Consider the following 25,584-nt stretch of genomic DNA (forward strand, 5'->3'; position numbering starts at 1 on the left):
TCAAAACTTCCTCCCTTGTTACTCGGTTAATTTCCAACTCTCTGTTCCGTCCCGATTTCCTCCGGGTCGCTCATCTCGCCGCCCTCATCGGCGACGACGACGCTCGAACCGGTCGTGGACAGCTCTAATCGATGCGCGGAGAGCGTTCCGACATCGGTAATCACGGTGTGTTCGCCCGTAAGACGCGCGGCCTGCACACTTCCCTCCAGCCCGACCACGCTGTGGTCGGCCAGAACGAGGACCTTGCGCGCGGCGGCGCAAAAGCGCCCGCAGACAAGCGCCGAACGCTCGTCATCGAAGGACAGCCCGAATCCCGCAGACAGTCCGTCCGGTGAAATCACGGCGTGGTCGACACGGATTGTCGACAAGAGAGACCCGACGCTCGGCCCCACAAGGGATCGGGTCGAGGCACGATATTCGCCACCGGTCAGATAGACCGTCAGGTTCCGGGCATCCGCAAGACACTCCAGAACGCTTAGAGAGTTGGTATAGATCTTCAGGTCGCGACCGATTTCCTTGATCGCCTCGGCGAAGTAAAGCGAGCATTCGCCGCCGTCGAGAAGGAGCGCTTCGCCCGGACGGATGAGATCGGCCGCCGCTGCGGCGATCTGACGTTTGATCGCCCGAATTTCCTCGGCAACCTCGTCTTCGGCATTTCGCGTCACAAGGGTCGCGCCGAGTTCGGCTGCCCGCCTCCGCATCGCGGCGGCGAGGCCGCGATACCACTCGTGCGAGGGATAATGCAGCATGAAGCCGATTGTCCGCCCCTCGATGCCGGGTCCCTTGTAGGAAAACGGCGCCTCCAGGGATTGACGGACGTCAGGAACAATCTGCCAGACCCCGTCTTCATGCCGATAGAAGCTGTCGAGATTGTCCGCTGTGATGACTTGCGCCGGGGTAACGATTTCCTCGCCAATGCTTCCGCCGTCGAAGACCGTGCAAATCGAGTCGATAGCGACGCTGCCGACGACCTCCGGAAACAAAGCCAGGACGGCGCGAAGCGAGCCGCCGGAGGCAAGTTCGGAAAACAGATTTCCGCCCTCGCCCCCGACCGAATATCCAGAAACGGACAGGTCGTGACGCTTGGCCAGTTCCAAAGTGGCGAGGATGGTGTGATCGTTGACGCCGAAAACGACATTGATCTCCGCGTGCGCATCGAACACATCCGAGACTTGGCGCATCACTTCCTTGAGAAGCCCGCGACCGTTCACTGTCCTGAAATTGGCGCCGCCGCCGAATTCCTCGACAAAACCCTCACGGAAGCCATTCAGCCTCTCTCGCGTGTTCTGCAACCCTTCGAGAGCGACGAGCAGTACCTCGGCACGATCACCCGCCGCGCGAATTTCGCGAGCCGCGTGCACACCGAGTTTCTTTGCTTCGGCGAAGTTCCTCGGACCGAGATAGACCCCTCCGAGTTGGGGCGCTGATTCCGCGACAAGCAGCGCGCCCTTGCGTATGGCCTGCTGCCGCAGGGTATGCGCCCATGCGCCTTTGACCGGCGGCAGAATCAGCGCATCGAAATCTCCGGGAGACGCCCCCTCGACTATCGGCGCATCCGCTCCCTTCTGCTCCGCCTTAAGGCGCTTCGCACCACCCCGCGTACGGGTGAGCTTGCCCTCTTCCTCGAGTCGAACAAGATCCCGCCGCAACGTCACCGAGGAAACATCATCGCAAACGCCTGCGATCTCCTTCAGAGAGACGACAGATTGCTCACACAGGAGCCCTAGGATCAGCTCTTCTCGTTTCTCTTTGATCATTTTTGATCACTTTATTGGCCAGAATATGCACAATTTCTATATTTTGATTCTTTTCGAGTCAATATGCTTGCGTATTTTTCCGTTATGGTTGTTTTACTGATCATTTTTGATCAATTTATTGGAGGCTAACTCTGAGATCGGCGGAGTAAAAAGTTGACCACGGAAGCGGCGGAATAGACCGGGGCCGGCGAAGGAAAATCCGGCCATCGATTTTGTTTATGCAACGGACGCAGAGGGGGCCGGAGGATTTACGCCGTAGAATTATCGCTGAATGTACGACTGGCGGTTTCTGAAAAAACTATCCCGCTTCACGCTTCGAAGCACTTCGACATATCGCGAGAAACGGAAAACAAAACTCTGACGGCTTCGATTCCGTTCGACTACGCGAGATGAACGCTTTGCGCGACGGGCGATTGCTCAACCTGCGCCGCTCAGTGTGTGAATACCAACCGGGCTCCGGTCGCGGCTGGATGAAACTTCCGTCGCCGGTCATCGACCAGTGACTGACCCACTCGGATCAGGACTCGCAGTTCACCAACAAGGACTGGGCGTCATTCTTGAGAGCCCACAAAGGGCGCTTCCTCGACAACATCTTCATGGAGCGGCTCTGGCGGACCCTGAAATACGAGTGCGTCTATCTGCATGTTTGGGAAACCCACTGTGAGACGAGGGTGGCCATCCGGAAATGGATGACATTCCACAACCACCAGCGCCCTCGTTCAGCCCTCGACGGAAAGCCGCTGGCGCTGCTCTATTCGCAGAGAAATGATATCAACCAACCCGATCAGTAGGTGCACGAGAAACTTAAATTACGCCAGATCCTGTCCAAGAGATGGAAGCAGCTCAGTTGGCGTTTCCCATGCCGACACACAGTTTACGCTCGCAACAATAGGTCGCTTCGATTGTGCGAAGCTCGCGAATTGCATCCAGGGCGCAACTCCCTTGCCGAAAAGCATCTCAACCTGCGGTAACTTCGTGACAATATCTTCCAGCTTGTGCCGCTTGCCTGGCATCTTCGATCCTCCGTTCTCCAAAACGTCACGGCGAAACCACTCTCTTGAGGAAGGCTCACTGGAAAACTGCGTCACGGTGGCGACTCCGTGGTGACTCAGCGGGTGCAAGCAATAAAAAAGAGTAAGGCGTTGTTTTGTAACCGCTTGATAAAGTGTAGAAAAATGGCGCGCCCGAAAGGATTCGAACCTCTGACCCCCAGATTCGTAGTCTGGTGCTCTATCCAGCTGAGCTACGGGCGCGCAGCGCGATGACGAATGGCCTTGCGGCGACGTATCGCGTCGAAGCGGCTTCCTAGTCTGTTGTGCGGGTTAATTCAAGCCGTTTCGGTGGAAAAAAGCAGATAGGCGTCGCTGCGCGAATTCGCGAGCTTCGGGCCGCATTTCGGCTAGCCTTGCCCGCCAGTGCCCCGTGTCTGGACGCGGCGCGCCCGTTCCTGTTCCAGCGATACGGGGGCGTCGGGGAGCCTGATCTCGAAATGCGTGCCGATGCCGCGATCGTCGCGCAGTTCCAGCGTTCCGCCATGAGCGCGCACCAGTTCCTGCGCGATTGCGAGGCCCAGCCCCGTGCCGCCGGCGCGTGCCGAGCCCTTGAAGGCGGAAAACAGGTTCTCGCGCGCCTTGGCGGGCAGGCCGGGGCCCGTATCTTCCACGCCGATCAGCGCCGTCGTGCCCATGCGTGCGGCGGTGACGGAGAGGCGCTTGACGGTCGCGGGATCGGTGTCGCCGCGCATCGCCTCGACGGCGTTGCGGCAGAGATTCATCAGAACCCGAAAAAGCTGCTCGCTGTCGGCATCGAGTTCGAAATCATCCGGGATGCTCGCCGAAAACTCTATGCCCGATGCCGGATCGATCCCGAGCAGTTCCTCGACATCCAGGACAATCGGCGCGAGCTTGACGCGACGCCGGTTCGGCGCGGCCTCGCCGGCGCGCCCGTAGGACAGGACGTTCTCCGAATAGCTGACCGCGCGGCCCAGCGTGCGCATCAGTTTCGGCGCGAAACGCTGCACGGCGGGATCGGAGACCGAGCCCAACCGGTCCGACATCAGCTGCGCGGAAGCGAGAATGTTGCGCATGTCGTGATTGATCTTGGAGACGGCGAGGCCGAGATCGGCGAGGCGTTTCTGGCTCTTCAGCGTTTCCTGCAACTGCCCCTGCATCGCGGCCAGCTCGCGCTCGGCGATACCGATCTCATCGCCACGCTTCGACGGCGCGATGATCGCGTCGGGACTTTCCGGCGTCATCGAGAAGGTCAGCATCGACTGCGTCATCCGCCGGATCGGACGGATTGCGATGCGGTTGATCGCGAGGAAGACAAGGCTGGCGGTGATCAGCGAAATGATCAGCGACAGGACCGCAACATTGCGTGCATAGATGAGCATGGCGGCGCGCAGCGGCGCATCGGGGAGAACCAGTTCGATCATGTTGTCGCTGTCGCCGATCGGGCCGTAGGCCCGGATATAGCGATCGCCGCCGAACAGCAGCGTGTCGAACGTGTCGCGGATGGCGGCAAATGCGCTGAACTCGGCGACATTCACCTCGTCATGGATCTCCGGCATCGTGTCCGTCAGCCGGATGAACCGCGAGCGCTCGCCGAGTTTCAGGGCGATCGCCTTGGCCCCGGTCGCCATCAGCACGTCATCCTGCGCCTGGAGGGGCAGTTCGATATCGGCGTCGGACGCGATCAGCACGCTCGCCGCCGCCGCGGTGTTCACCTTGCCCGCGAGCCATGTCATGCGGAAATTCGCGACCGACGGCACGAAGATCAGCACTTCCGCGATCATGACGAACAGGATGGTGAGAAGCAGGATCTTCGCCGACAGGCGACGGGCCGGCCGAAGCTCCGCCCGGGTCTCGAGCAGGGCCTTGCCCTTCTTCGCCGCGTCCGTTTCGCTCATGGCGTGCACATCCTCATGGCCCGCATGTTATCCGAAACGGCGCAGAAATACGATCAGCCTGCGCACCCACGGATTGCGGGTCGCCGGGGCCGAATAGGCGGTCGCGGCACGCTTGGCCATTTCGGTCATGGTTGGATAAGGCGGAATGTAGGCGCGGATGTCGGATGCCTTCATCTTCTTCGCCACGGCCAGCGCGAAGATGTTGATCATCTCGCCGGCGCCGGCGCCGGCGATACCCGCGCCGAGAATGCGGCCCCTGCCGTCTGTGACCAGCTTGACGAGACCGTCTGTCTTGCGCTCGGCGCGGGCGCGGTCATTGTCGGCATAGGACCAGCGGAACACCTGCGGCGAAAGGTTGCGCGCCGATGCTTCCTCCTCCGTCAGGCCGACCTGTGCGAGCTCCGGATCGGTGTAGGTCGCCCAGGGCACGATGTCGCGGTTTTCCTTGCCCGGCACGCGGAACAGGATCGACTGGATGACAAGCGCCGCGTGATAGCTCGCGACATGGGTGAATTGCAGGCCCCCGGTGACGTCGCCGATGGCGTAGACATGACTATTGGAGGTCCGCAGCGCGCGATCCACAGCGATAGCCCGTCCGTCGAGGCGAACATCCGCCTTGTCGAGGTCTAGCCGCTCCACATTCGGCTTGCGTCCGGTGGCGACCAGGAGGTGCGTCCCCGTGACCTCCGCCTCGCCCTCATCGCTCTCGTAACGCACGGTCGTCCTGTCGCCTTCTCGCGAGACGCCGGTGACCTTCGCGCCCTCATGGATGGTAATCCCCTCGCCGCGCAGCCGCTCCAGCACGATCTCGGTCAGTTCGGGATCGTCCTTGCCAAGCGCCTTCAGACCCTCGATCACGGTAACCTGCGCGCCAAGCCGCCGATGCGCCTGCGCCATTTCCATGCCGATCGGTCCACCGCCAATGACGATCAGATGTTCGGGCTTTTCGGTGTTCTCGAAGATCGTCTCGTTGGTGTGGAAGGGCACCGTGTCGAGGCCGGGGATCGGCGGCACGAAGGGCGACGATCCGGTGGCGATGACGAAGCGGCGCGGCTTGATCTCATAATCCCCCGCGACCAGCGTGTCGGGACCGGTGAAACGGCCATAGTCCTCGATCACGCGGACACCGAGCCCGGTGAAGCGCTCGACGGAATCATGCGGCGCGATCGACTCGATCACGGAGCGGACATGCGCCATCACGCCGGGAAAATCGACGTCCGGTTCGACAGGGGCAATGCCGAATTCGCCCGCGTGACGCATGGTGGAAGCGGTCTTGCCGGCCGCGATCAGGGCCTTGGACGGGACGCAGCCGTAATTGAGACAGTCGCCGCCCATCTTGCCGCCCTCGACAAGGACGACCGGGACGCCGAAGGCGGCGGCCGCGGCGGCGACCGTCAGGCCGCCCGATCCGCCGCCGATGACGCAGATATCGGGTTTGAGTGTTTCCGGCATTGATAGCTCCAGTCGGGTTGCGTCGTCCGGCGTTTCAGGACGGCCGGCGCGCGGCGCGCAGCCGCTTGATGATCGGCGGGATCGCCGCGATCACCGCCAGCGCGACGAAGGCAATGGTGATCTGCGGCGTGACGAGGTCGGAGACGGACACCTCCGCCCCGGCCTCGCGCGCCTTGACGATGACGCTATCCACGCCCTCCCCGAGATAGGCATAGGCGAATGTGCCCGGCAGAATGCCGAGGAAAGTCGCCGCGACATAGGTGCGGACAGGCACATTGAAGAGCGCGGGGGCGATGTTCATGACGAAGAAGGGAAAGACCGGCGCGAGACGCAGGACCAGCAGGAACGAGAAGGCGTTCTCCTCGAACCCGTCGGCGAGGCGCTTGACGCGGCCACCAACCTTCTCGCGCAGGAAATCCCCGAAGGCGCTGCGTGCGGCGAGAAACAGCGCCGTCGCGCCGGCGGTCGCGGCAAAGGCGACGACGACGCCACCGACGAACCAGCCAAAGAGAAACCCGGCGAAGATGGTCAGGATCGAGGCGGCCGGAAAGGAAAAGGCGACAGCCAGGGCGTAAAGGCCCGTGAAGCCGGCAAGCGTCAGCAGGTAATTGGCTTCCACGAAGCCAAGCAGGCTTTCGCGGCTTTCCGCGAGAAAGGCGAGCGAGAAATAGCGCTGCCAGCCCATGGCGTAGGCAAAGGCCAGTCCGGCGACGATGATCGCCAACGGAGCAAAACGCTTCCAGGCGCCGGCGCGTCCGGCACCCGGTTCGGATCGGTTCATGTCCATTGTCTCATCGCTCACGGGCCATACCCTCTTAGACTGTGTCGCGCGGTTTCGCACGGGTCGTTGATCCGCATTTGGCGTTCTGCCCGGTAAAGAACAATTCACAAACCATTGATGCCGCATGGCGTGATCGCGCGATGCCTCGCGCTCACGGTCGCGTGATGCGTTTTGGCCTGCCTGCGAGTTGCGACGGGCATTGACTTGACGGGCCGTTTGGACGATAAGCGCGCAACGCTCGGGCACGTCTCAGGCGGCGCTTCTTTATTGCGCATCGCCGGAAGACCAGGGTCCCATTCGAAAAGTTCAAGACAAGGGCCGCCTTTCCGGCGGAAACGACTATGAAACGCACCTATCAGCCTTCGAAACTGGTCCGCAAGCGCCGGCACGGCTTCCGTGCGCGCATGGCAACGGTCGGCGGTCGCAAAGTGCTCGCGAACCGTCGCGCACGCGGCCGCAAGCGCCTTTCGGCCTGATCGCACCAAGCGACGCTTCGATGCGCGAACCGGCGAACAGTGCCGGCGCGACCGATCAGCGCGGTCAAAGACCGTATGGCGTTTTACGCAAACGCTCCGAATTTCTGGCAGTGCGCCGCGGAACCAGGGTCCGCGGCGCTTTTGTGCTTGTTGAAGCGGCAAAGCGGAGCGACGGCGATGAGCCGAGGCTCGGTCTCACCGTATCCCGGCGCAACGGAAACGCCGTGAAACGCAACCGCATCAAGCGCCGCCTCCGCGAAGCGGTTCGGCTGTTCGGCGCGGGTGACATGGCGGTCGGAAATGACTATGTGATCGTTTCAACGCCCAAGGCGCTCGACGCGCCGTTCCAGGACCTGTGCTCCGACGTCTCATCGGCACTCGCGCGGGCGAATGAAAAATTGCTGCGTCGGCAAGACGGCGCAAAAGAGGACCGGAAAGCCCACGATGGAAAATAACCGCAACCTGTTCATCACGATCATTCTTTCCGTCGTGATCCTCGCGGCTTGGCAGATTTTCTATATCGGACCGAAAATCGAGGCCGAAAAACAGGCGCAGCTTGAGTTGCAGGCGCAACAGCCCGAGACGGCCACGCAGGACACGCCAGCGGCAACGAGCGACGGATCGCTCCCGCAGGCAACGTCGACGCCCGGCGCCGAGGCGCCGGCCGGTGGAACGGCGGCAGAGGCCGAGGTCGAAGCAGGACGCATCCCCGTCGAGACCCCGACGCTGACCGGTTCGATCAATCTTCGCGGCGCGCGCTTCGACGACCTGAAGCTCAAGGATTATCGCGAGACGATCGAAAAGGACTCCGACATCGTCACGCTGCTGCGTCCGTCGAGCGACGCACAGGGCTATATCGGCGAATTCGGCTATATCGGTTTCGAGGGTGCGCCGCAGTCCGACACGATCTGGCAGGTTGCGGACGGTGCGACGCTGACGCCGACGACGCCGGTTGAACTGACCTATTCCGCGCCCAATGGCCTGACCTTCACGCGCACGATCTCCATCGACGACCGGTACATGTTCGAAATCGAGGATTCGGTGACGAACACTTCCGGCGGCGCCGTCTCGCTGCAGGAATATGGCCGCGTGACCCGATATTCGAAGCCCGAGAAACCGCCGATCTACGTTCTGCACGAAGGCCTGATCGGTGTGACCGGCGAAGACGGCCTGACCGAGTTGAAATACAACGCCATCGAGGATGACGGACAGGTTCAGCCCGGAAAATCGACTGATGGCTGGCTCGGCATCACCGACAAATACTGGGCGACGGCGCTGATCCCGGTCGGCGGCGAGACGTTCCAGCCGCGCTTTTCCTATTTCTCGGACAACCGCTCGCGCTTCCAGTCGGATTTCCTGACCGACGCAGTGGCGGTCAATGCCGGCGAGACCGTGACCTTCGACAACCTGTTCTTCGCAGGCGCCAAGGTGTCGAGCCAGCTCGACGCCTACAAGGACGAATACGGCATCCGCCAGTTCGAACTGCTGATCGACTGGGGCTGGTTCCACTTCATCACACGGCCGATGTTTCACCTGCTGGACTTCCTGTTCAACCTCTTCGGCAATTTCGGCGTCGCGATCCTGATCACCACGGTTATCGTCAAGGCGATCTTCTTCCCGCTGGCCAACATGTCGTACAGGTCGATGGCGCGCATGAAGGTCGTTCAACCGAAGATGCAGGAACTGAAGGAAAAGTTCGGCGACGACCGCGAGAAGATGCAAAAGGCCATGATGGAGCTCTACCGGGAAGAGAAGATCAACCCGGTCGCCGGCTGCTGGCCGATGCTGATCCAGATTCCGGTGTTCTTCGCGCTCTACAAGGTGCTTTACGTCACCATCGAGATGCGCCATGCGCCCTTCTTCGGATGGATCCAGGACCTGTCGGCGCCGGATCCGTCGCATGTCTTCAACCTGTTCGGCCTGCTGCCTTACGATCCGGCGGCGATCCCGGTCCTCGGCACCTTCCTGGCGATCGGCGTCTGGCCGCTGATCATGGGCCTGACCATGTTCCTGCAGATGCGCATGAACCCGGCCCCGCCCGATCCGACCCAGGCGATGATCTTCAACTGGATGCCGCTCGTCTTCATGTTCATGCTGGCGTCGTTCCCGGCCGGTCTCGTGATCTACTGGGCATGGAACAACTTCCTGTCGATCATCCAGCAAGGCGCCATCATGAAGCGCAACGGCGCCAAGATCGAACTCTGGGACAATCTTCGAGGGATGCTCGGCCGCAAGAAGAAGGCCGACGCGGCCAAATAGCGTCACCTGCGCAACCAATACCGAAAGGCGGGCCTCGAGCCCGCCTTTTTTATTGCCGTTTTGCGCATGGCCGCGAGCCGGATGAAACTTTTTTGCGTTTGCACTCGTCCATGGGTCGGAAGCTGACAACAGAGGAGGTTCTTCCAATGACCAGTAAATTCGCAAAAGCACTGTTTCTTTCGACCGCGCTGGCCTTTACCGGCGCCACCGCGACCGCGCTCGCCCCGGTGACAGCGATCGCCCAGGAAAGCCCGATGGTCGGCGGCGCGCCGATGTTTGCGACGAAAAACATCGTCGAGAACGCCGTCAATTCGGCCGATCACACAACGCTCGTCGCCGCGGTCAAGGCCGCCGGCCTTGTCGAGACGTTGTCCGGCGAAGGGCCGTTCACGGTTTTCGCGCCGACCAACGCGGCGTTCGACAAGCTGCCTGACGGCACGGTCGAAACGCTGCTGAAACCGGAAAACAAGGATCAGCTGACCAAGATCCTGACCTGTCATGTCGTTGCGGCCAACGCCATGTCCGACGCCATCATGGGCATGATCGCGGATGACAATGGCGAACACCCGGTCAAGACCGTTGGCGGCTGCACGTTCACAGCCAAGATGAGCGGCGACAACATCGTCATCGTCGACGGTCAGGGCAACGAGGCGACGGTGACCATCGCCGACGTCAAGCAGTCGAATGGCGTGATCCACGTGATTGACACCGTGCTGCTGCCGGCGGCCGATGACGGCATGGAGTCCGACAGCGCCGCCATGGACGACAGCGGCGACGGCTACATGGCCGACGACACCATGGCCGAAAGCGCGATGGCGGACGAAGAGACCGTCACGGTCGGCGGCGCTCCGATGTATCCGTCGAAGACCATCGTCGAGAACGCGGTCAATTCGGCCGATCACACGACGCTCGTCGCAGCGGTCAAGGCCGCCGGCCTCGTGGAGACGCTGTCGGGCGAAGGACCGTTCACGGTTTTCGCACCGACCAACGCGGCCTTCGACAAGCTGCCTGACGGGACCGTCGAGACGCTCCTGAAGCCGGAGAACAAGGATCAGCTCACCAAGGTGCTGACCGCACACGTCGTTGCCGGCGATCTCTCGGCCGAGGAACTGATGCGCCGCGCCCGCAATCATGGCGGCCGCTACAACTTCAACGCGGTCAGCGGCGATGCACTCACCGCCGTTATCAAGGGCCGCAGCCTCTATATCTTCGACGAGGCAGGCGGCGCCGGGAAAGTCACGATCTCGAACGTGAACCAGTCGAACGGCGTGATCCACGTCGTCGATGACGTTCTCCTTCCGAGCTAAGCAGCGCTTTCGGACTACCCCCAGTCCAGGCGCCGTGGCGGCCGGTTCCCCTTCGGGGGAGCCGGCTTTTTCATGTGGGGCTTTACGTGCATGCGGGTCTTGTGGCCCGCGATCGCGTTTCGCGCTTTCATCACGCGGCGGAACCGTTTAATCCCGCTGCATGACCAGCGAACCTTCCGCGCAAGACACGACCGACAGCCTCACGAGCTTTCCCATGCAATGGGACTTCATTCGCGGCGTGCCCTCGATGAAATTCCTGCCGCCGGAAGGCCCGCCGGAGGTGGCCTTTGCGGGTCGCTCCAATGTCGGCAAGTCGTCGCTGATCAATGCCGTCGTGTCCAAGAAGGGCCTGGCGCGCACGTCCAACACGCCGGGCCGCACCCAGGAACTTAACTTCTTCGTGCCGGCTGGGCATGCGGGATCGGCCGACGACCTGCCGCCGCTCGCCATCGTCGATATGCCGGGCTACGGATTCGCCAAGGCGCCCAAGGCCCAGGTCGACAACTGGACGAAGCTCGTCTTTTCCTATCTTCGGGGTCGGGTGACGCTGAAACGCGTCTATCTGCTGATCGACGCGCGGCATGGCGTCAAGAAGAACGACGAGGAGGTGATGGACCTGCTCGACAAGGCCGCCGTGTCCTACCAGGTGGTGCTCACCAAGATCGACAAGATCAAGGAGGCGGGCGTGCCGCGCATGTATGCGGAAACCGCCGACCGCATCAAGAAGCGGCCGGCGGCGTTTCCGGAGGTCCTGGCGACCTCGTCTGAAAAGAATATCGGTCTGGAAGAGCTGCGGGCGGCGATGCTCGCCGCCGCGCAGTCATGAGCCTCAGGCGGTTTCGCCCGGCTTGAAGGTTAGCGCCACGCCGTTGATGCAGTGGCGCTTGCCGGTCGGCTGCGGGCCGTCGTTGAAGACATGGCCCAGGTGGCCGCCGCAGCGGCGGCAATGTTCTTCCTTGCGCGGATAGATCAGCTTGAAATCCGTCTTGTTGGCGACAGCATCGGGTAGCGCCTCGTAGAAGCTCGGCCAACCGGTGCCGCTGTCGAATTTCGCCTCCGAGGAATAGAGCGGAAGGTCGCAGGCGGCACAATGGAATATGCCGTCGCGCTTCTCGTCGTTGAGCGGGCTCGAAAAGGCCCTTTCCGTCGCTTCCTTGCGCATGACCGCGAACTGATCGTCCGTCAGGATCTTGCGCCATTCCTCTTCGCTTTTCATGATTTCGAACTCACCTTCAGAACCTGCCGCGAGGGCGTAAACCGATGCGCCGCCGAGAAAGGCCGTTGCGGCGCCAAGGCCAATGAATGTACGTCTTTTCATAGCGGATTCCTCCTTGGATTGTCAGTGATATATGCGCAGCAACGTGACGGCGCACATCACGGTTCTGAACAATTTCGTGAGGTCCCCGGCGCCAGCGGGGGACAAGTGTGGCGCCGGGAACCATCCCGGACATCAGGACGCCGGGAGAAGAACCGTGTCGATGACGTGGATGACACCGTTGGACTGGTCGACGTCGGCAATGGTCACCGTCGCCTCGTTGCCCTGGCCGTCCTCGATGACGATGTTGTCGCCATCCATCTTCGCGGTGAAGGTGCAGCCGCCAACGGTCTTGACCGGATGCGCGCCGCCATCGTCGGAAATCATGCCCATGATGGCGTCGGACATGGCGTCCGCGGCAACGACATGGCAGGTCAGGATCTTGGTAAGCTGATCCTTGTTCTCCGGCTTCAGCAGCGTTTCGACCGTGCCGTCAGGCAGCTTCTCGAACGCCGCGTTGGTCGGCGCGAAGACGGTGAACGGACCTTCGCCCGACAGCGTCTCGACGAGACCGGCAGCCTTGACGGCCGCGACGAGCGTCGTGTGATCGGCCGAATTGACCGCGTTCTCGACGATGTTCTTGTTCTCGTACATCGCAGCGCCGCCAACCATCGGGTTGTCTGCGAGGCCCGGCGTCGCGAAGGCGACGGTCAGCGCTGTCGATACGGCAATGGTGCTCAAAATATTTTTCACTGCTTGTCTCCTTGTTTTACATCCCGCGTTTCATGCGCGGATATGGGAGGAGACGAGATGGCGGGCCTAAGAGTTTCGGCCGCGTCAGATTTTTTTCAGTTGGCCGACCGCGATCACCGGACCGGTCGGCCTGCCCTCGGGCGCGCCGCCCTCGGGTTCCAGCGTGACGGCCAGCGTCAGCGCGTCATCGGGCAGTTGCGCGATATCCTGCGGAAGATCGGTCCTGGTTGTGCCCTGCGGGGTGACCAGGCCGAGCGAGATCGGATCGCGGTCGGCGACGATAACCCACAATTCGTGCGAGCGGCCGGAAGGCGGCTCGACGCCGGTCCGCGTGATGCGAACGCTGCCGTCGATATTCTTGACGGCAAGGAAGGTCGCATCCGAATCCGCTGCGGACAGCGATGCCACAAGTTCCTCGCCCGGCGGCGTGACCGGAATATCGGTGAGAACGACCGCCGCCAGAACCGCCGCCGCGGCGATCGCGGCAAAGGACAGGCCGCGCCAGAAGGCCAGGCTTTGCATCAGACCGGCGCGAACCGGCGACGTCTCCGCTTCGGCGGGGAACAGCCGGGCCTCGATCCCGCGCCAGGCGCGGGCGGGCGGCGCGGCCTCGCCGAATTCGTCATTCATGCCGGAAAGGCGGGTTTCCCAGCCGATAACGAGCATGGCGAAATCGCGATCGGTGTCGATACGGCGCGCGACATCGGCGCGCTCCCCGGCGGGAAGAACACCCAGAACATATTCGGCCGCGACGAGGTCGTCGTCGCGTTCGCCGTCACCATGTTCCATCGAGTCCGTCATTCTTCCAGACACTCTTTCAACTTCATCAGACTGCGTCGCAGCCAGGTCCGCATCGTATTCAGCGGTATCGCGTATCGCTCGGCAAGTTCCTGGTAGGAATACCCTTCCAGATACGCGCCGCGCACGGACTCCGCCTTCGGCCCGTCCAGACGCCCGAGGCAGTCGTCCAGGCGCTGCCGCTCGGACGCCGCAACCGCGGAGGCTTCCGGCGACGGGCCGCGATCGGCCAATTCACCATGGTCCTCGATATCGTCGTGACCGCTGCGGCGCGCCCGCAATATGTCGATTGCGTGGTTGCGCGCGATCGCGATCAGCCAGCCGACAGGGCTCGAGCCGCCACCGGCGAACCGGTCGGCGCGATTCCAGACCTTGACGTAGATTTCCTGTAACGCGTCTTCGGCTTCGGCCCTGTTCTTGAGGATACGAAGCGCGACGGCAAAAAGTTTCGGCGACGTCATCTCATAAAGACGCGCGAATGCCGGACGGTCGCGAAGGGCCGTCCGCGAGATCAAACCGGCGATTTCGGGACTGTTGTCCGTCTGCCCTCTCCCTGTGTGCCTCGCCAGCGGACGCATCGACAGCGTCCCGGCGGGTGCGGCGCTTGCGAACATCGCGCCGCAATTGCCCTAATCTGCACAAGGAGATAGACGAATGGAAGGGTAAATGAAGACATGATCGGACAACATTTTCGATGAGTGACAGCACTTCCTCCACAGCACCCGCCAGCGAGGCGCATATTCTGGCCAAGGCGCTGCCCTACATGCAGCGCTACGAGAACAAGACAGTCGTGGTGAAGTATGGCGGCAACGCCATGGGCGACGCGTCGCTCGGCCAGGCCTTTGCGCAGGATATCGCTCTGCTGAAGCAATCGGGCGTCAATCCGGTCGTCATCCATGGCGGTGGGCCGCAGATCGGCGCGATGCTCAAGAAAATGGGCATCGAGTCGAAATTCGAGGGCGGACTGCGCGTCACCGACCGCGCCACGGTCGAGATCGTCGAAATGGTTCTGGCGGGGTCGATCAACAAGGAAATCGTCGCGATGATCAACGCGGCGGGCGAATGGGCGATCGGGCTCTGCGGCAAGGACGGCAACATGGTCTTCGCCGAGAAGGCCCGCAAGACGATGACCGACCCGGACAGCAATATCGAGCGCATCCTCGATCTCGGCTATGTCGGCGAACCGGTCGAGGTCGATCGCACCTTGCTCGACCTGCTGGCGAAATCGGAAATGATCCCCGTGATCGCGCCGGTCGCGCCGGGCCGCGACGGACACACCTACAACATCAATGCCGACACGTTCGCGGGCGCCATCGCCGGCTCGCTGGCAGCGTCGCGCCTTCTGTTCCTGACCGACGTGCCGGGGGTTCTCGACAAGAACGGCGAACTGATCAAGGAATTGACGGTTTCTGAAGCCAGGGCGCTGATCAAGGACGGCACGATCTCCGGCGGCATGATCCCGAAGGTCGAGACCTGCATCGAGGCGCTCCAGCGCGGGGTGAAGGGCGTCGTGATCGTCAATGGCAAGGTTGCCCATGCCGTGCTGCTGGAACTGTTCACCGAACATGGCGCGGGCACGCTGATCGTCCACGACAAGGCATAAGAAAAATCACTCCAGGCGCTTGACCTGGAGTTCACTCCAGCCGGTAGACTTCGAACCGTGCCGTGGATTTGCGGCGCGCAACCGGAGTATGCCGCATGAAAATCAGCGACGTTTCGGCCCGGACCGGGCTCAGCATCGACACGCTGCGCTTCTACGAGAAGATCGGTCTCATCGACCCGCCCCACCGCAGCGGCGGACGGCGGGACTATGACGAAACCATTCTTGCCTGGATTTCCTTCCTTCAGGCACTGAAGGCGACCGGCATGCCTCTTTCGCAGATGCGCGACTATGCGCGGATGCGCCGGGAGGGCGTGGAAACATCCGCGCCGCGTCGCCGGATGCTGCAAGACCAGCGCGAAGTCGTGAAGGCGCGCATCGCCGAGTTGCAGGATTGCCTCGGCCTCCTCGACCACAAGATCGAAAACTACGAGCGGATCGAAGCGGAGCATGCCGCCGAAGACCGCCGCAAAACGGGAACGCACCGATGACCAACACAACCGATACCACCGCCCTCGAACGCGGGCGCGAGGTGATTGCGACGATCAATCCTTCGCTCGAAGACGCGCTGGCCGACCGATACGACCGCCACATCCCCGATTTCGCGGAGACGCTGATCGAACAGGCCTATGGCCGCTATTATGCAAGGGACGGCCTGGACCTGAAAACGCGGCAGATCGCGACCGTCGCAGCGCTGACCGCGCTTGGCGGCCAGACAGGGCCGCAGTTGCGGATCAATATCGAACATGCGCTGGCCGCCGGCGCCAGCGAACGCGAACTTCTGGAAGTGATCTACCAGATGGCGGTCTATGGCGGCATGCCGGCGGCGATCAACGGGCTCAACACGGCGATCGCCCTGTTCGAGGAGCGCCGCGCAGCACCCGCCTGAGCTATCCGCCGACGACCAGCACGAGGACACCGGCGACGATCAGCACACAGCCGACGATTTCGAGCCGGGTGATGTGTTCGCGGAAGACGAAAACGCTGGTGGCGAAGGCGAAGATCATCTCGATCTGCGCCACCGCCTTGACGATCGCGGCCTGCTGCAGGGTCATGGCCGCGAACCAGCCGAAAGACGCCGTCGCGCCGACGAAGCCGACCAGCGCCGATATGTTCCAGGCGGCGCGTATCCGGACCAGTCCGTCACGGTCGCGCCACGCCATCCATGCCAGCATGACCACCGTCTGCAGGCCGATCGCCCAAATCAGCGTGGTGGCGGCCTGCATCGCGAAATTCGGCTGGCCGAGAGAAAGCGAGGCCGCGCGATAGGAGACGGCGGCGATGCCGAACAGCGTGCCCGAGAAAAGGCCGATCCCGGCTGTACGCGTGAAAACGGACGTCACCAGCGCGACCGGCGAGAAGGCGCTGCGGGCGACCGAGATCAACATAACGCCGAAGACGGAGATCGCGATGGCGACCAGCGTCATCGGACCGACCGTCTCGCTCAGGAAGACGAGGCCGAACAGCGCGGCCTGCGCCGGCTCCGTGCGCGAATACGCCGTTCCGACCGTGAAATTGCGGAAGGAGAAAAGGTGGATGAGCGTGAAGGTCGCGGCGATCTGCGACAGCGCGCCGAGGCTCATCCAGCCGAGAAAGGCCGCCGATGGCGGCGGCACCGGATCACCGGTGAAGGCGGTCAGCGCGAACAAATAGAGCGCTGCGAACGGCAGGCCGAAGCCGAAGCGCACGAATGTGGCGCCGGTCGTTCCCATATGATCCTTGAGGTGCCTTTGCAGCGATGAGCGGATGTTCTGCAGAAAGGCGGCGGCGATCGTTATTGCGATCCAGAGTTCCATGCGATGTCCCCTTGGCGGGCGCGCTCGCGGCAGGGTTGCCGGCAGGCGCTAACGAGGCGGTATGTTTGAAATCGGTGATGAAAGGCCATGTCTCGGCGGCCCCTCGCGCCGTTTCAGCCAAGACGGCTCAGCGTGGTTCCGGAAAACGCACCGAAAAACCGCACCGGCAGGCGCTTGCGGTCCTGCAGGATGAAGGGGGCGCCGGCCCCGATTGCGTTTCTCGACATCGGCATGCCCCGATCTAGAGCATTTCTGGCGGCACTGCCAAGGCGAATTCACCGCTGACGTGCTCCGTCCTGCGACAAGACCCATGACTCGGCGCCCGTTTCGTGCTTAAGCGCGGGACATGACAGCAAACGCCTCGCCTTCCGATTTCGCGCATGTCCGCGAATGGGTCTTCGACCTCGACAACACGCTCTATCCGCATCACTCGAATCTCTTCGCGCAGATCGACGTGAAGATGACGGCCTATGTCTCCGAACTGCTGCAACTGCCCAGCGACGAGGCGCGCAAGGTGCAGAAGGACTTCTACAAGCGCTACGGCACGACGCTGCAGGGCCTGATGGCGAATTACGAAGTCGATCCGGACGACTTCCTCGAGAAGGTCCATGACATCGACTACAGCTGGGTCGAGCCCGATCCGGCGCTAGGCGATGCGATCAAGGCCTTGCCGGGCCGCAAGTTCATCTTCACGAATGGCGACCGCCGCCATGCGGAGCGCACCGCCCGGCAACTCGGCGTGCTCGATCATTTCGACGACATATTCGACGTCGTCGCGGCCGATCTGGTGCCGAAGCCTGCGGCGGAGACCTACGACAAGTTCCGCGCGCTGCACCGTGTGGATTGCGAGCATGCCGCCATGTTCGAGGATCTGGCGCGCAATCTCGTGACACCGAAAATGCTTGGCATGAAGACGGTTCTCGTCGTGCCGCACAATTTCGAACCCGCCTTCTCCGAAATCTGGGAGCACGACGCGGAACACGACCAGGTCGATTTCGTAACCGACAATCTGGCTGAATTCCTGCGCGCGCTGATCGACACCGCCACTGCATGAAGCGGTTCACATCCCTTGAAGCGCGCATCGACCATGCCGCGCACCGCGTGCTCGACCGTCTGCCGGCGTCCGGGCTGTCCGGTGCAGTCATCGAATTTCTCGTCTTCGGGCTGAAGCAGGCCTGGGCCTGCCTCTTCGGCGGGGCGATGCTGGCGCTGATCATGGGAACCCGGATCGTCTGGCCCGACGATGCCTGGCTGGCCCGCTACGATTTCGTCTTCCTCTGCGCGCTGGCGCTGCAGATCGCCATGCTCGCCTTCCGGCTGGAAACCTTTGACGAGGCGAAGGCGATTCTGCTGTTCCATATCGTCGGAACCTGCATGGAGCTGTTCAAGACCGCCGCTGGGTCCTGGGTCTATCCCGAAGAGGCGTTCTTTCGCATTGGCGGCGTGCCGCTGTTTTCCGGCTTCATGTATGCCTCGGTCGGCTCTTACCTCGCCCGCGTCAGCCGCATTTTCGACTTCCGGTTCACCGGCTACCCGCCCTTCTGGACGAGTATCGCACTGGCTGTCGCGGTCTATGTCAATTTCTTCAGCCACCACTATGTCGCAGACGCCCGCATTCTGATCTTCGCAGCGACCGGAGTTCTTTTCGCACGGACCTGGGTGCATTACCGCGTCTTTCGCTTTCGCCACCGGATGCCGCTCCTGCTCGGATGGCTTCTCGTCGCGCTGTTCATCTGGTTCGCGGAGAACCTCGCCACATGGTCGCACGCCTGGCTGTATCCGTCACAGCAGGGCGAATGGACGCCCGTCGGGTTGTCGAAGCTGGGTTCCTGGTACCTGCTGATGATCGTTTCCTTCGTTCTGGTGACGATGGTGAACCGGCCGAAGCCGCTGGACGCGTCCGCCTCGCCTCAAGTCGACCTGGCCCGAAACTGATCCGGAACGTCCTTCGGGGATCGCCCACGGGAGGCTGGGCGATGGTTGGGGTGCCGGAATGACAGCGCTTGCCTGCCTCTAGCGTCGAAGACACCTGCCCGAGCGGAAACCTTACGGGATTGTAATGACATTACAGATGTTTAACTAACACATACCCTTTTTTACATGTATTGAGAGACATCACTCAATGAAGGGGAAAAACAATGTCTCTCACCCGCATGGCCGTTCTGGCCGCAATGACCGCCTCCATGATGTCGACCGCCGCTTATGCGGAGACGTTCAACGAGCATTTCATGAACAATTGGGATCTCGACGGCGACGGCGCGGTGACGCTCCAGGAAGTCAAGGAACGCCGCGACAGCGTGTTTACCGCGTTCGATGCCAATGAAGATGGCTTCATCGATGCAGAAGAACGCAAGGCGATGGACGAAATGCGCGACATGGAGCAGGCATCCATGGCCGAAGAGGGCATCGAACGCCCGCGCGGCATGGGACAGGGCAAAGGCCAGGGAATGGGTCAGGGCCAGGGAAAAGGGCAAGGCATGGGTCAGGGCCGCGGGAACGGCATGGGCCAGGGGCAAGGCATGGGCCAAGGGCAAGGCATGGGCCAAGGGCAAGGCATGGGAAAAGGTCGCGGTATGGGCGGCAATTTCCAGATGAACGCCGAAGCCGGAATGCATGATGGCCGCATGATCGACACGAATGGCGACGGCAAGTTCAGCCATGACGAATTCGTCGGCATGTCGGAACAGTGGATGGCGCGCCTCGACGCCAATGGCGACGGCCGGATTTCCGATCAGGACTTCTGATCGCCACGACCGAATATAAAAACGCCGGCGCAGCCTCCCGCGCCGGCGTTTTCCGTTTGCATGAGGCCGGGTCTCAGATCCCGTAGAAACGCGTCACGACCTCCCAGGCCTCCTCGCCGGAATCGACGGGATCGATCAGCTCAGCGTCGCCGGGCGAAATCGTCCCTTGCTCGGCAAGGAAGTCGAGATCGATGGCCTTCGACCAGAAGTCCCTGCCGAACAGCAGGATCGGCACGCGCTCCATGCGGCCGGTCTGGATCAGGGTCAGCGACTCGAACAACTCGTCCATCGTGCCGAAGCCGCCCGGAAACACCGCGATCACCCGCGCACGCATCAGGAAGTGCATCTTGCGGATCGCGAAATAGTGGAAATTGAAGCAGAGTTCCGGCGTCACATATTCGTTCGGCGCCTGCTCATGCGGCAGCACGATGTTGAGGCCGATCGACTGGGCGCCGACATCGACCGCGCCGCGATTTCCCGCTTCCATGACGCCGGGTCCGCCACCGGTCACCACCACAAACTCGTCGCCACCCGTCGACATCGAATATTCCGAACAGCGACGGGCGAATGCGCGCGCCTCTTCGTAGTAGCGGGCGTTTTCCTCGAGATTGCGGCGCTGCGTCTCGTTCTTCGCCGCCCAGGCGATACCGCCGGGCTCGGGAATGCGCGCGCCGCCGAACAGCACCGCAGTCGACTTGATGCCCCGTTCCTGCAGAAGCAGTTCCGGCTTCAGCAGTTCGAGTTGCAGCCGGACCGGGCGAAGCTCCTCGCGGCACAGGAAATCGGCATCGTCATAGGCGAGCCGATAGGCCGGCGCACGCGTCTGCGGCGTCTGCGGCACGGCCCGTGCGCGGTTCATGTCCTGACCGGAGGGAATCAGCGGGTCCCATACGTCCCGATTGCGTTTCGCGTTCATTGTCTCTCCCCGTTTTCCGCGTCCCGTCGTCGAGTGACATGGGGACGCCGCAGCCTGCATTGACCATCCCGGCTGCATTCGCGTAGGAACCCGGCAACATGCCGGGCATTCCGCGCATACTACCTGCCGATAAGGAAACAATTCATGACCGCCCATGATATCGCGACGCTGGAATCCATCATCGAAGCCGCATTCGACAATCGCGATACGGTGACGACCGACACGCGCGGCGAAATCCGCGACGCGGTCGAGGAATCGCTCAACCTTCTCGACAGCGGCAATGCCCGCGTCGCGGAGCGCGGCGCCGACGGTAACTGGACGGTCAACCAGTGGCTGAAAAAGGCCGTGCTTTTGTCGTTCCGGCTCAACCCGATGACCGTCATTTCCGGCGGCCCGGGCGATTCCGGCTGGTGGGACAAGGTGCCGTCCAAGTTCGACGGATGGGGCAGCCAGGACTTCGAGAAGGCGGGCTTTCGCAGCGTGCCGAACTGCATCGTGCGCCGCTCGGCCTATGTCGCCAAGGGCGTCGTGCTGATGCCGTCCTTCGTCAATCTCGGCGCCTATGTCGATGAGGGAACGATGGTCGACACCTGGGCGACAGTCGGATCCTGCGCGCAGATCGGCAAGAACGTCCACCTGTCCGGCGGCGTCGGGATCGGCGGCGTGCTGGAGCCGATGCAGGCCGGCCCGACCATCATCGAGGACAATTGCTTCATCGGCGCGCGCTCGGAAGTCGTCGAAGGCTGCATCGTGCGCGAGGGATCGGTGCTCGGCATGGGTGTCTTCATCGGCAAGTCGACCAAGATCGTGAACCGGGCGACCGGCGAGATTTCCTATGGCGAGGTTCCGCCCTACTCCGTCGTCGTCGCCGGCACGATGCCGGGCAAGAATTTCCCGAATGGCGAACCGGGCCCGAGCCTCTATTGCGCCGTGATCGTCAAGACGGTGGACGAGAAGACCCGCTCGAAGACCGGTATCAACGAACTTCTGCGGGACTGACCCGATGCCCGGGGCGCCCGATCATCCGGTCACCGTCTCGTGGGTTCTGTTCGGCTTCAAGGGTCGGATCGGGCGCAAGAGCTTCTGGCTCGCGGCGCTGCTGATGATCCTCGTCCAGGCGGTGGTGATCGCGCAGGTCGTATCCCTTCCCGAGGACAGCCCCGCCTTCATCCTGTGGGGCTTCGTCATCCTCGGCATATGGATCGCATCGGCCTGGGCGGCCTTCGCGCTCGCGGTCAAGCGGCTGCACGATATCGGCCTGCCCGGCTTGCTCGCCGTCGCGCTCCTCGTTCCGGCAATCTCGATCATTGCCTTCCTGCTGCTGGCGTTCCTGCCGGGCAGCGCGGAAACCAATGAACACGGTCCGCCGCCCTTTGCGCGGCGGTGATCACGATCCGTTAAAGCAAAACGCGTAGTATGGGCTGCCATGCCCTATCGCACGCTCGACAAGGACCGTATCACCGCGACCGCCACTCTTCTCGAGCGGCGCATCGGCGAGCGTTTTCCGGACGCCGGCCTGCGCAAGGTCGCCAGCGAGATCGTCGCGCTTTCCGGCGATATCGGACGCCAGACGGCCGATCTGGAAAAGCCGATCCTGTGGCTGCGCGTCGTGACGGTCCTCGCGATTGCCGCTGCAGCCGCGATCTTCGCGCTTGTCGGCACCGTGCTGTCCTTCGACCGGATTTCGACCGGCGCCTTCGATTTCGTTCAGGGCATCGAGGCATCGCTGAACACGCTGGTTTTCGCAGGCGTCGGCTTCTGGACGCTGGTCACGCTGGAGGAACGCTTCAAGCGCAAGCGGGCGCTGGACGGGCTGCATGCGCTGCGCTCGGTGATCCACATCATCGACATGCACCAGCTGACCAAGGACCCCGCCATCCTGTTGCACGGCTTCACGCCAACGAAGAGCTCGCCGCAACGTGTCCTCACCCGACCGCAGCTGACGCGCTATCTCGACTATTGCTCGGAAATGCTGTCGATCACCGGCAAGCTGGCGGCGCTCTACGCGCAGGCGCTCAATGACGACGTGGTCGTCAACGCAGTCAACGATATCGAGACCCTCGGCACCAACCTGTCGCGCAAGATCTGGCAGAAGATCATGCTGATCGGCGAGGAAACGGCGCGCGACGCCGCCTGATCCGGCCTGATCCTGGTTTTGCCGCGCCTCGATTGACGCTACCGCCGGGCGCCGATACAGCAACAGCCATGATGTCCCAAGCCACCGATCCCGTCGCCAATCTGCAAACGCTGATACGCTGCCCCTCCGTCACCCCACAGGAAGGCGGCGCGCTGCACGCGCTCGCCTCGATGCTCGCCCCTATGGGGTTCGAGGTGGAGCGGATGACCTTCACGGAGCACGGCACGCCGGATATCGAAAACCTCTATGCGCGGATCGGCGACGGCGGGCCCCACCTGATGTTTGCCGGGCACACGGATGTCGTGCCTGTCGGCAACGAAGATGCGTGGACACATGCGCCTTTCGGCGCGGACATCGTCGACGGGGTCATGTATGGGCGCGGCGCCGTCGACATGAAGGGCGGCATCGCCTGCTTCGTCGCCGCGGTCGCGCGCTACATCGAGAAACACGGCGCGCCGGCGGGCTCCCTCTCGTTCCTGATCACGGGCGACGAGGAAGGCCCGGCGATCAACGGCACCGCCAAGCTGCTGCAATGGGCGGCCGACAAGGGCGAGCGCTGGGACGCGTGCATTCTCGGCGAACCGACCAATCCGGACACGCTCGGCGACATGGCCAAGATCGGCCGGCGCGGCTCACTGACCGGCGTCGTGACCGTGATCGGCACGCAGGGCCACGTCGCCTATCCGCATCTCGCCGACAATCCGTTGCGCGGCATGACGCAGATCGCCGCCGCGCTGTTCGATCCGCCGCTCGATGCGGGCTCAGACGATTTCCAGCCCTCCAACCTGGAAATTACCACCATCGACACCGGCAACACCGCGACGAATGTCATCCCCGCCCGCGCGAGCGCCGCCTTCAACATCAGGTTCAGCGATCACTGGACGGTGGACAGCCTCAAGGCAGAGATCGAACGCCGTATCCACGCAGCCGCCGAGGCGCACGGGCTGCGGCCGGATCGCGCGTCGCCCGTCCGCTTCGAACTGGAATGGAAATCGCCGCCCAGCGCCGTTTTCCTGACCCGCGACGACACCCTGGTTTCGGTCGTGCGCAGTTCCATCGAAGCGGTCACCGGCAGGGAGCTGGAGCTTTCGACCTCCGGCGGAACGTCAGATGCGCGCTATATCAAGGACTATTGTCCCGTCGTCGAATTCGGCCTCGTCGGCAAGACCATGCACATGGTCGATGAATGCGTCGATGTCGCCGATCTGGAAACGCTGACGACCATCTACGAACGCATCATCGGGGACTGGTTCGCGAGCCGGACATGAACTTCTTCGACTACGCCTTTCACCATGTCGGCTGCATCGTAAGGCTGCTGCGCGGCGACGTGTCGGCTCTCGAGGACATGGACATTTCCGCGGACGGGTTCTGGCGCTCCTTCGAGGCCCTGCCCGCGGCGCTGCCCGCGCTGTTTTTCTCCTGGGTGGTCGAGGCGCGAAGCCTTCAGGCGGCCGGGAACCTCGGTTCCACGGGCTCGATCATCGCCCGCATGGCCATGCTGGAGATCGTCTTCTGGGTCGTGCCGATCATCGCCTTCATCTTCGTGCTGAAGGCGCTCGGCCTGTCGGCGCGCTACACATATCTGATCGTGTCGCGGAACTGGCTGTCGGCGCTCGCGGCCTATCTCTTCGTCGCGATCCCCTTGACCGACATGGCGACCGGCGAGCCCGGCAGCAGCCTTTCCGCCTGGCTGACGCTTGCGGCAATCGGCCTGATGCTTTGGTTTTCGGTGCGAGTCACCCGCGTCGCGCTGAACGTCTCGCCGATGACCGCCGTCGCCTTCGTCGGCATCGAAACGGTGATTACCTACCCGCTCGCCGTTTCCGCCTATGTGGCGGCGGGGTTGTATCCAGCTTCGTGAACGCGACGTCGTAATCGACCTTGGCGAGGTAGAGCCCACACGGCGGGGCCAGTGCGCCGCAACGCTGATGATCTCTGGAATCCAGCGCGGCCTGCACGTCGTCGCGCGTCCAGCGCCCCTCGCCGACCAGCTTCAGCGTACCGACGATGGACCGAACCTGATTGTGCAGGAAACTGCGCGCGGACAGCCGCACCTCGACGATCTCGCCGAGACGCGAAAATTCGATCACGTCGAGCGTCTTGACGGGCGATTTCGCCTGGCACTGAACGGCGCGGAACGTGGTGAAATCATGCGTGCCGATCAGGACCGACGATGCGTCCTGCATGGCGTCGACATCGAGCGGACGCCTGACCCACCAGGCGCGATGACGCTCCAGCGGCGCGGGCGAATGCCGATTGACGATCCGGTAGAGATAGTGCCGGCCTTTCGCCGAGAACCGGGCATGGAAATCCTCATCCATTATCTCGACATCGACGATCGAGATGCTTTCGTCAGCCACAACGAGATGCGCGTTGATCGCCTCGAGGACGCGGAAAGGGGCCCAGTCGCGCGAAAGATCCACATGGCATATCTGCCCGAGCGCATGAACGCCGGTATCGGTGCGCCCGGCGACGAACAGGGTCACGTCCTCGCCGGTAAACTTCTTCACCGCCTTTTCGATGGCTTCCTGCACGGCGTAGCCATTGGTCTGGCGCTGGAAGCCGACATAGGGCGTACCGTCATATTCGACGGTCAGGCGATAGCGGGGCATGCGGTTTCCCGGGTTCGATCAGCCACCGGCTCT

29 protein-coding genes, 1 tRNA gene and 1 pseudogene are annotated in these 25,584 nt (G+C 62.6%); 18 read left to right on the plus strand and 13 right to left on the minus strand.

Annotation, left to right across the window (positions count from 1 at the left end; translation table 11 throughout):
• Nucleotides 1-26 precede the first annotated feature (26 nt).
• Nucleotides 27-1,757, minus strand: a complete 1,731-nt coding sequence (locus LC343_RS08255; protein ID WP_223476627.1) for a DeoR family transcriptional regulator — start codon at nucleotides 1,755-1,757, stop codon at nucleotides 27-29.
• A gap of 557 nt (nucleotides 1,758-2,314) precedes the next feature.
• Here LC343_RS08255 and LC343_RS08260 point away from each other — a divergent pair.
• A complete protein-coding gene (locus LC343_RS08260) occupies nucleotides 2,315-2,548 on the plus strand; it encodes an integrase core domain-containing protein (RefSeq protein WP_428982518.1) in 234 nt (77 codons plus the stop codon).
• 18 nt (nucleotides 2,549-2,566) lie between these two features.
• On the opposite strand, the gene LC343_RS08265 is transcribed toward LC343_RS08260, so the two are convergent.
• From LC343_RS08265 to LC343_RS08285, 5 genes are all read right to left on the minus strand, one after another.
• Nucleotides 2,567-2,845 carry a hypothetical protein gene (locus LC343_RS08265; RefSeq protein ID WP_223476628.1) on the minus strand — a complete coding sequence of 93 codons (279 nt, stop codon included), beginning with the start codon at nucleotides 2,843-2,845 and terminating at the stop codon, nucleotides 2,567-2,569.
• Nucleotides 2,846-2,933: 88 nt separating this feature from the next.
• Nucleotides 2,934-3,010: transfer RNA gene (locus LC343_RS08270), tRNA-Arg, on the minus strand.
• 146 nt (nucleotides 3,011-3,156) lie between these two features.
• The gene (locus LC343_RS08275) at nucleotides 3,157-4,665 is read right to left on the minus strand and encodes a sensor histidine kinase (RefSeq protein ID WP_223476629.1); all 1,509 of its coding nucleotides are present in this window, start codon (nucleotides 4,663-4,665) and stop codon (nucleotides 3,157-3,159) included.
• A 27-nt stretch (nucleotides 4,666-4,692) separates the two neighbouring features.
• Nucleotides 4,693-6,117, minus strand: a complete 1,425-nt coding sequence (locus LC343_RS08280; protein WP_223476630.1) for a dihydrolipoyl dehydrogenase family protein — start codon at nucleotides 6,115-6,117, stop codon at nucleotides 4,693-4,695.
• Between the two features lie 34 nt (nucleotides 6,118-6,151).
• Nucleotides 6,152-6,904, minus strand: coding sequence for a TVP38/TMEM64 family protein (locus LC343_RS08285; protein ID WP_223476743.1), 753 nt, complete (start codon nucleotides 6,902-6,904; stop codon nucleotides 6,152-6,154).
• A gap of 335 nt (nucleotides 6,905-7,239) precedes the next feature.
• Between LC343_RS08285 and rpmH the strand changes: the two genes are divergently transcribed.
• From rpmH to yihA, 6 genes and pseudogenes are all read left to right on the plus strand, one after another.
• Entirely contained in the window at nucleotides 7,240-7,374 is a 135-nt protein-coding gene (rpmH, locus tag LC343_RS08290) for a 50S ribosomal protein L34 (RefSeq protein ID WP_223476631.1), read from the plus strand.
• Nucleotides 7,375-7,394: 20 nt separating this feature from the next.
• Nucleotides 7,395-7,829, plus strand: a complete 435-nt coding sequence (gene rnpA / locus LC343_RS08295; RefSeq protein ID WP_223476632.1) for a ribonuclease P protein component — start codon at nucleotides 7,395-7,397, stop codon at nucleotides 7,827-7,829.
• Nucleotides 7,819-9,633 (plus strand): membrane protein insertase YidC, encoded by a 1,815-nt coding sequence (gene yidC / locus LC343_RS08300; RefSeq protein WP_223476633.1) that lies wholly within the window; start codon nucleotides 7,819-7,821, stop codon nucleotides 9,631-9,633. The genes rnpA and yidC overlap by 11 nt, the downstream gene beginning before the upstream one ends.
• Before the next feature lie 146 nt (nucleotides 9,634-9,779).
• Nucleotides 9,780-10,355: pseudogene (locus LC343_RS08305) on the plus strand (fasciclin domain-containing protein); the annotation flags it as partial.
• Nucleotides 10,356-10,415: 60 nt separating this feature from the next.
• The gene (locus LC343_RS08310) at nucleotides 10,416-10,940 is read left to right on the plus strand and encodes a fasciclin domain-containing protein (RefSeq protein ID WP_223476744.1); all 525 of its coding nucleotides are present in this window, start codon (nucleotides 10,416-10,418) and stop codon (nucleotides 10,938-10,940) included.
• A 160-nt stretch (nucleotides 10,941-11,100) separates the two neighbouring features.
• Nucleotides 11,101-11,766: a ribosome biogenesis GTP-binding protein YihA/YsxC gene (gene yihA / locus LC343_RS08315; RefSeq protein WP_428982519.1), complete on the plus strand. Its 666-nt coding sequence runs from the start codon at nucleotides 11,101-11,103 to the stop codon at nucleotides 11,764-11,766.
• Between the two features lie 3 nt (nucleotides 11,767-11,769).
• On the opposite strand, the gene msrB is transcribed toward yihA, so the two are convergent.
• The 4 genes from msrB to LC343_RS08335 form a co-directional block, all read right to left on the minus strand.
• Nucleotides 11,770-12,258 carry a peptide-methionine (R)-S-oxide reductase MsrB gene (msrB, locus tag LC343_RS08320; protein WP_223476634.1) on the minus strand — a complete coding sequence of 163 codons (489 nt, stop codon included), beginning with the start codon at nucleotides 12,256-12,258 and terminating at the stop codon, nucleotides 11,770-11,772.
• Between the two features lie 132 nt (nucleotides 12,259-12,390).
• Nucleotides 12,391-12,867 carry a fasciclin domain-containing protein gene (locus LC343_RS08325; protein ID WP_238484232.1) on the minus strand — a complete coding sequence of 159 codons (477 nt, stop codon included), beginning with the start codon at nucleotides 12,865-12,867 and terminating at the stop codon, nucleotides 12,391-12,393.
• Nucleotides 12,868-13,032: 165 nt separating this feature from the next.
• The gene (locus tag LC343_RS08330; protein ID WP_223476636.1) at nucleotides 13,033-13,749 is read right to left on the minus strand and encodes an anti-sigma factor; all 717 of its coding nucleotides are present in this window, start codon (nucleotides 13,747-13,749) and stop codon (nucleotides 13,033-13,035) included.
• Nucleotides 13,746-14,324, minus strand: coding sequence for a sigma-70 family RNA polymerase sigma factor (locus tag LC343_RS08335; protein WP_223476746.1), 579 nt, complete (start codon nucleotides 14,322-14,324; stop codon nucleotides 13,746-13,748). Before LC343_RS08335 ends, LC343_RS08330 begins: the two co-directional genes overlap by 4 nt.
• A gap of 116 nt (nucleotides 14,325-14,440) precedes the next feature.
• On the opposite strand from LC343_RS08335, the gene argB reads away from it, so the two are divergent.
• The 3 genes from argB to LC343_RS08350 all read left to right on the plus strand — a co-directional run bounded on the left by argB (nucleotide 14,441) and on the right by LC343_RS08350 (nucleotide 16,235).
• Nucleotides 14,441-15,349 (plus strand): acetylglutamate kinase, encoded by a 909-nt coding sequence (gene argB, locus LC343_RS08340; RefSeq protein WP_223476637.1) that lies wholly within the window; start codon nucleotides 14,441-14,443, stop codon nucleotides 15,347-15,349.
• Between the two features lie 95 nt (nucleotides 15,350-15,444).
• Complete coding sequence (locus tag LC343_RS08345) at nucleotides 15,445-15,837, plus strand: MerR family transcriptional regulator (RefSeq protein WP_223476638.1); 393 nt, start codon at nucleotides 15,445-15,447, stop codon at nucleotides 15,835-15,837.
• Nucleotides 15,834-16,235, plus strand: a complete 402-nt coding sequence (locus LC343_RS08350; RefSeq protein WP_223476639.1) for a carboxymuconolactone decarboxylase family protein — start codon at nucleotides 15,834-15,836, stop codon at nucleotides 16,233-16,235. The genes LC343_RS08345 and LC343_RS08350 overlap by 4 nt, the downstream gene beginning before the upstream one ends.
• 1 nt (nucleotide 16,236) lies before the next feature.
• Here the strand turns inward: LC343_RS08350 and LC343_RS08355 are convergent, their stop codons facing one another.
• Nucleotides 16,237-17,142, minus strand: a complete 906-nt coding sequence (locus LC343_RS08355) for an EamA family transporter (protein ID WP_223476640.1) — start codon at nucleotides 17,140-17,142, stop codon at nucleotides 16,237-16,239.
• A gap of 346 nt (nucleotides 17,143-17,488) precedes the next feature.
• Here LC343_RS08355 and LC343_RS08360 point away from each other — a divergent pair, with 346 nt between their 5' ends.
• The 3 genes from LC343_RS08360 to LC343_RS08370 all read left to right on the plus strand — a co-directional run bounded on the left by LC343_RS08360 (nucleotide 17,489) and on the right by LC343_RS08370 (nucleotide 19,886).
• Complete coding sequence (locus LC343_RS08360; protein ID WP_223476641.1) at nucleotides 17,489-18,196, plus strand: pyrimidine 5'-nucleotidase; 708 nt, start codon at nucleotides 17,489-17,491, stop codon at nucleotides 18,194-18,196.
• On the plus strand, nucleotides 18,193-19,077 hold the full coding sequence (locus LC343_RS08365; RefSeq protein WP_223476642.1) for a DUF817 domain-containing protein: 885 nt from the start codon (nucleotides 18,193-18,195) through the stop codon (nucleotides 19,075-19,077). The genes LC343_RS08360 and LC343_RS08365 overlap by 4 nt, the downstream gene beginning before the upstream one ends.
• Nucleotides 19,078-19,280: 203 nt before the next feature.
• Nucleotides 19,281-19,886, plus strand: coding sequence for a hypothetical protein (locus LC343_RS08370; RefSeq protein WP_223476643.1), 606 nt, complete (start codon nucleotides 19,281-19,283; stop codon nucleotides 19,884-19,886).
• 73 nt (nucleotides 19,887-19,959) lie between these two features.
• Here the strand turns inward: LC343_RS08370 and LC343_RS08375 are convergent, their stop codons facing one another.
• On the minus strand, nucleotides 19,960-20,802 hold the full coding sequence (locus LC343_RS08375) for an LOG family protein (RefSeq protein WP_223476644.1): 843 nt from the start codon (nucleotides 20,800-20,802) through the stop codon (nucleotides 19,960-19,962).
• A gap of 144 nt (nucleotides 20,803-20,946) precedes the next feature.
• Between LC343_RS08375 and dapD the strand changes: the two genes are divergently transcribed.
• From dapD to LC343_RS08400, 5 genes are all read left to right on the plus strand, one after another.
• Nucleotides 20,947-21,801 carry a 2,3,4,5-tetrahydropyridine-2,6-dicarboxylate N-succinyltransferase gene (gene dapD, locus LC343_RS08380; protein WP_223476645.1) on the plus strand — a complete coding sequence of 285 codons (855 nt, stop codon included), beginning with the start codon at nucleotides 20,947-20,949 and terminating at the stop codon, nucleotides 21,799-21,801.
• A 4-nt stretch (nucleotides 21,802-21,805) separates the two neighbouring features.
• Entirely contained in the window at nucleotides 21,806-22,189 is a 384-nt protein-coding gene (locus LC343_RS08385) for a DUF805 domain-containing protein (RefSeq protein ID WP_223476646.1), read from the plus strand.
• A gap of 39 nt (nucleotides 22,190-22,228) precedes the next feature.
• Nucleotides 22,229-22,939 (plus strand): hypothetical protein, encoded by a 711-nt coding sequence (locus LC343_RS08390; RefSeq protein ID WP_223476647.1) that lies wholly within the window; start codon nucleotides 22,229-22,231, stop codon nucleotides 22,937-22,939.
• 71 nt (nucleotides 22,940-23,010) lie between these two features.
• Nucleotides 23,011-24,207, plus strand: a complete 1,197-nt coding sequence (dapE, locus tag LC343_RS08395; protein ID WP_223476648.1) for a succinyl-diaminopimelate desuccinylase — start codon at nucleotides 23,011-23,013, stop codon at nucleotides 24,205-24,207.
• Nucleotides 24,204-24,800, plus strand: coding sequence for a hypothetical protein (locus LC343_RS08400; protein WP_223476649.1), 597 nt, complete (start codon nucleotides 24,204-24,206; stop codon nucleotides 24,798-24,800). Before dapE ends, LC343_RS08400 begins: the two co-directional genes overlap by 4 nt.
• Here LC343_RS08400 and truA read toward each other — a convergent pair.
• Nucleotides 24,742-25,551: a tRNA pseudouridine(38-40) synthase TruA gene (gene truA, locus LC343_RS08405; protein ID WP_223476650.1), complete on the minus strand. Its 810-nt coding sequence runs from the start codon at nucleotides 25,549-25,551 to the stop codon at nucleotides 24,742-24,744. The genes LC343_RS08400 and truA overlap by 59 nt on opposite strands.
• Nucleotides 25,552-25,584: the final 33 nt, after the last annotated feature.

This window comes from Oricola indica (assembly GCF_019966595.1).
In the GTDB taxonomy this organism is placed as follows: domain Bacteria; phylum Pseudomonadota; class Alphaproteobacteria; order Rhizobiales; family Rhizobiaceae; genus Oricola; species Oricola indica.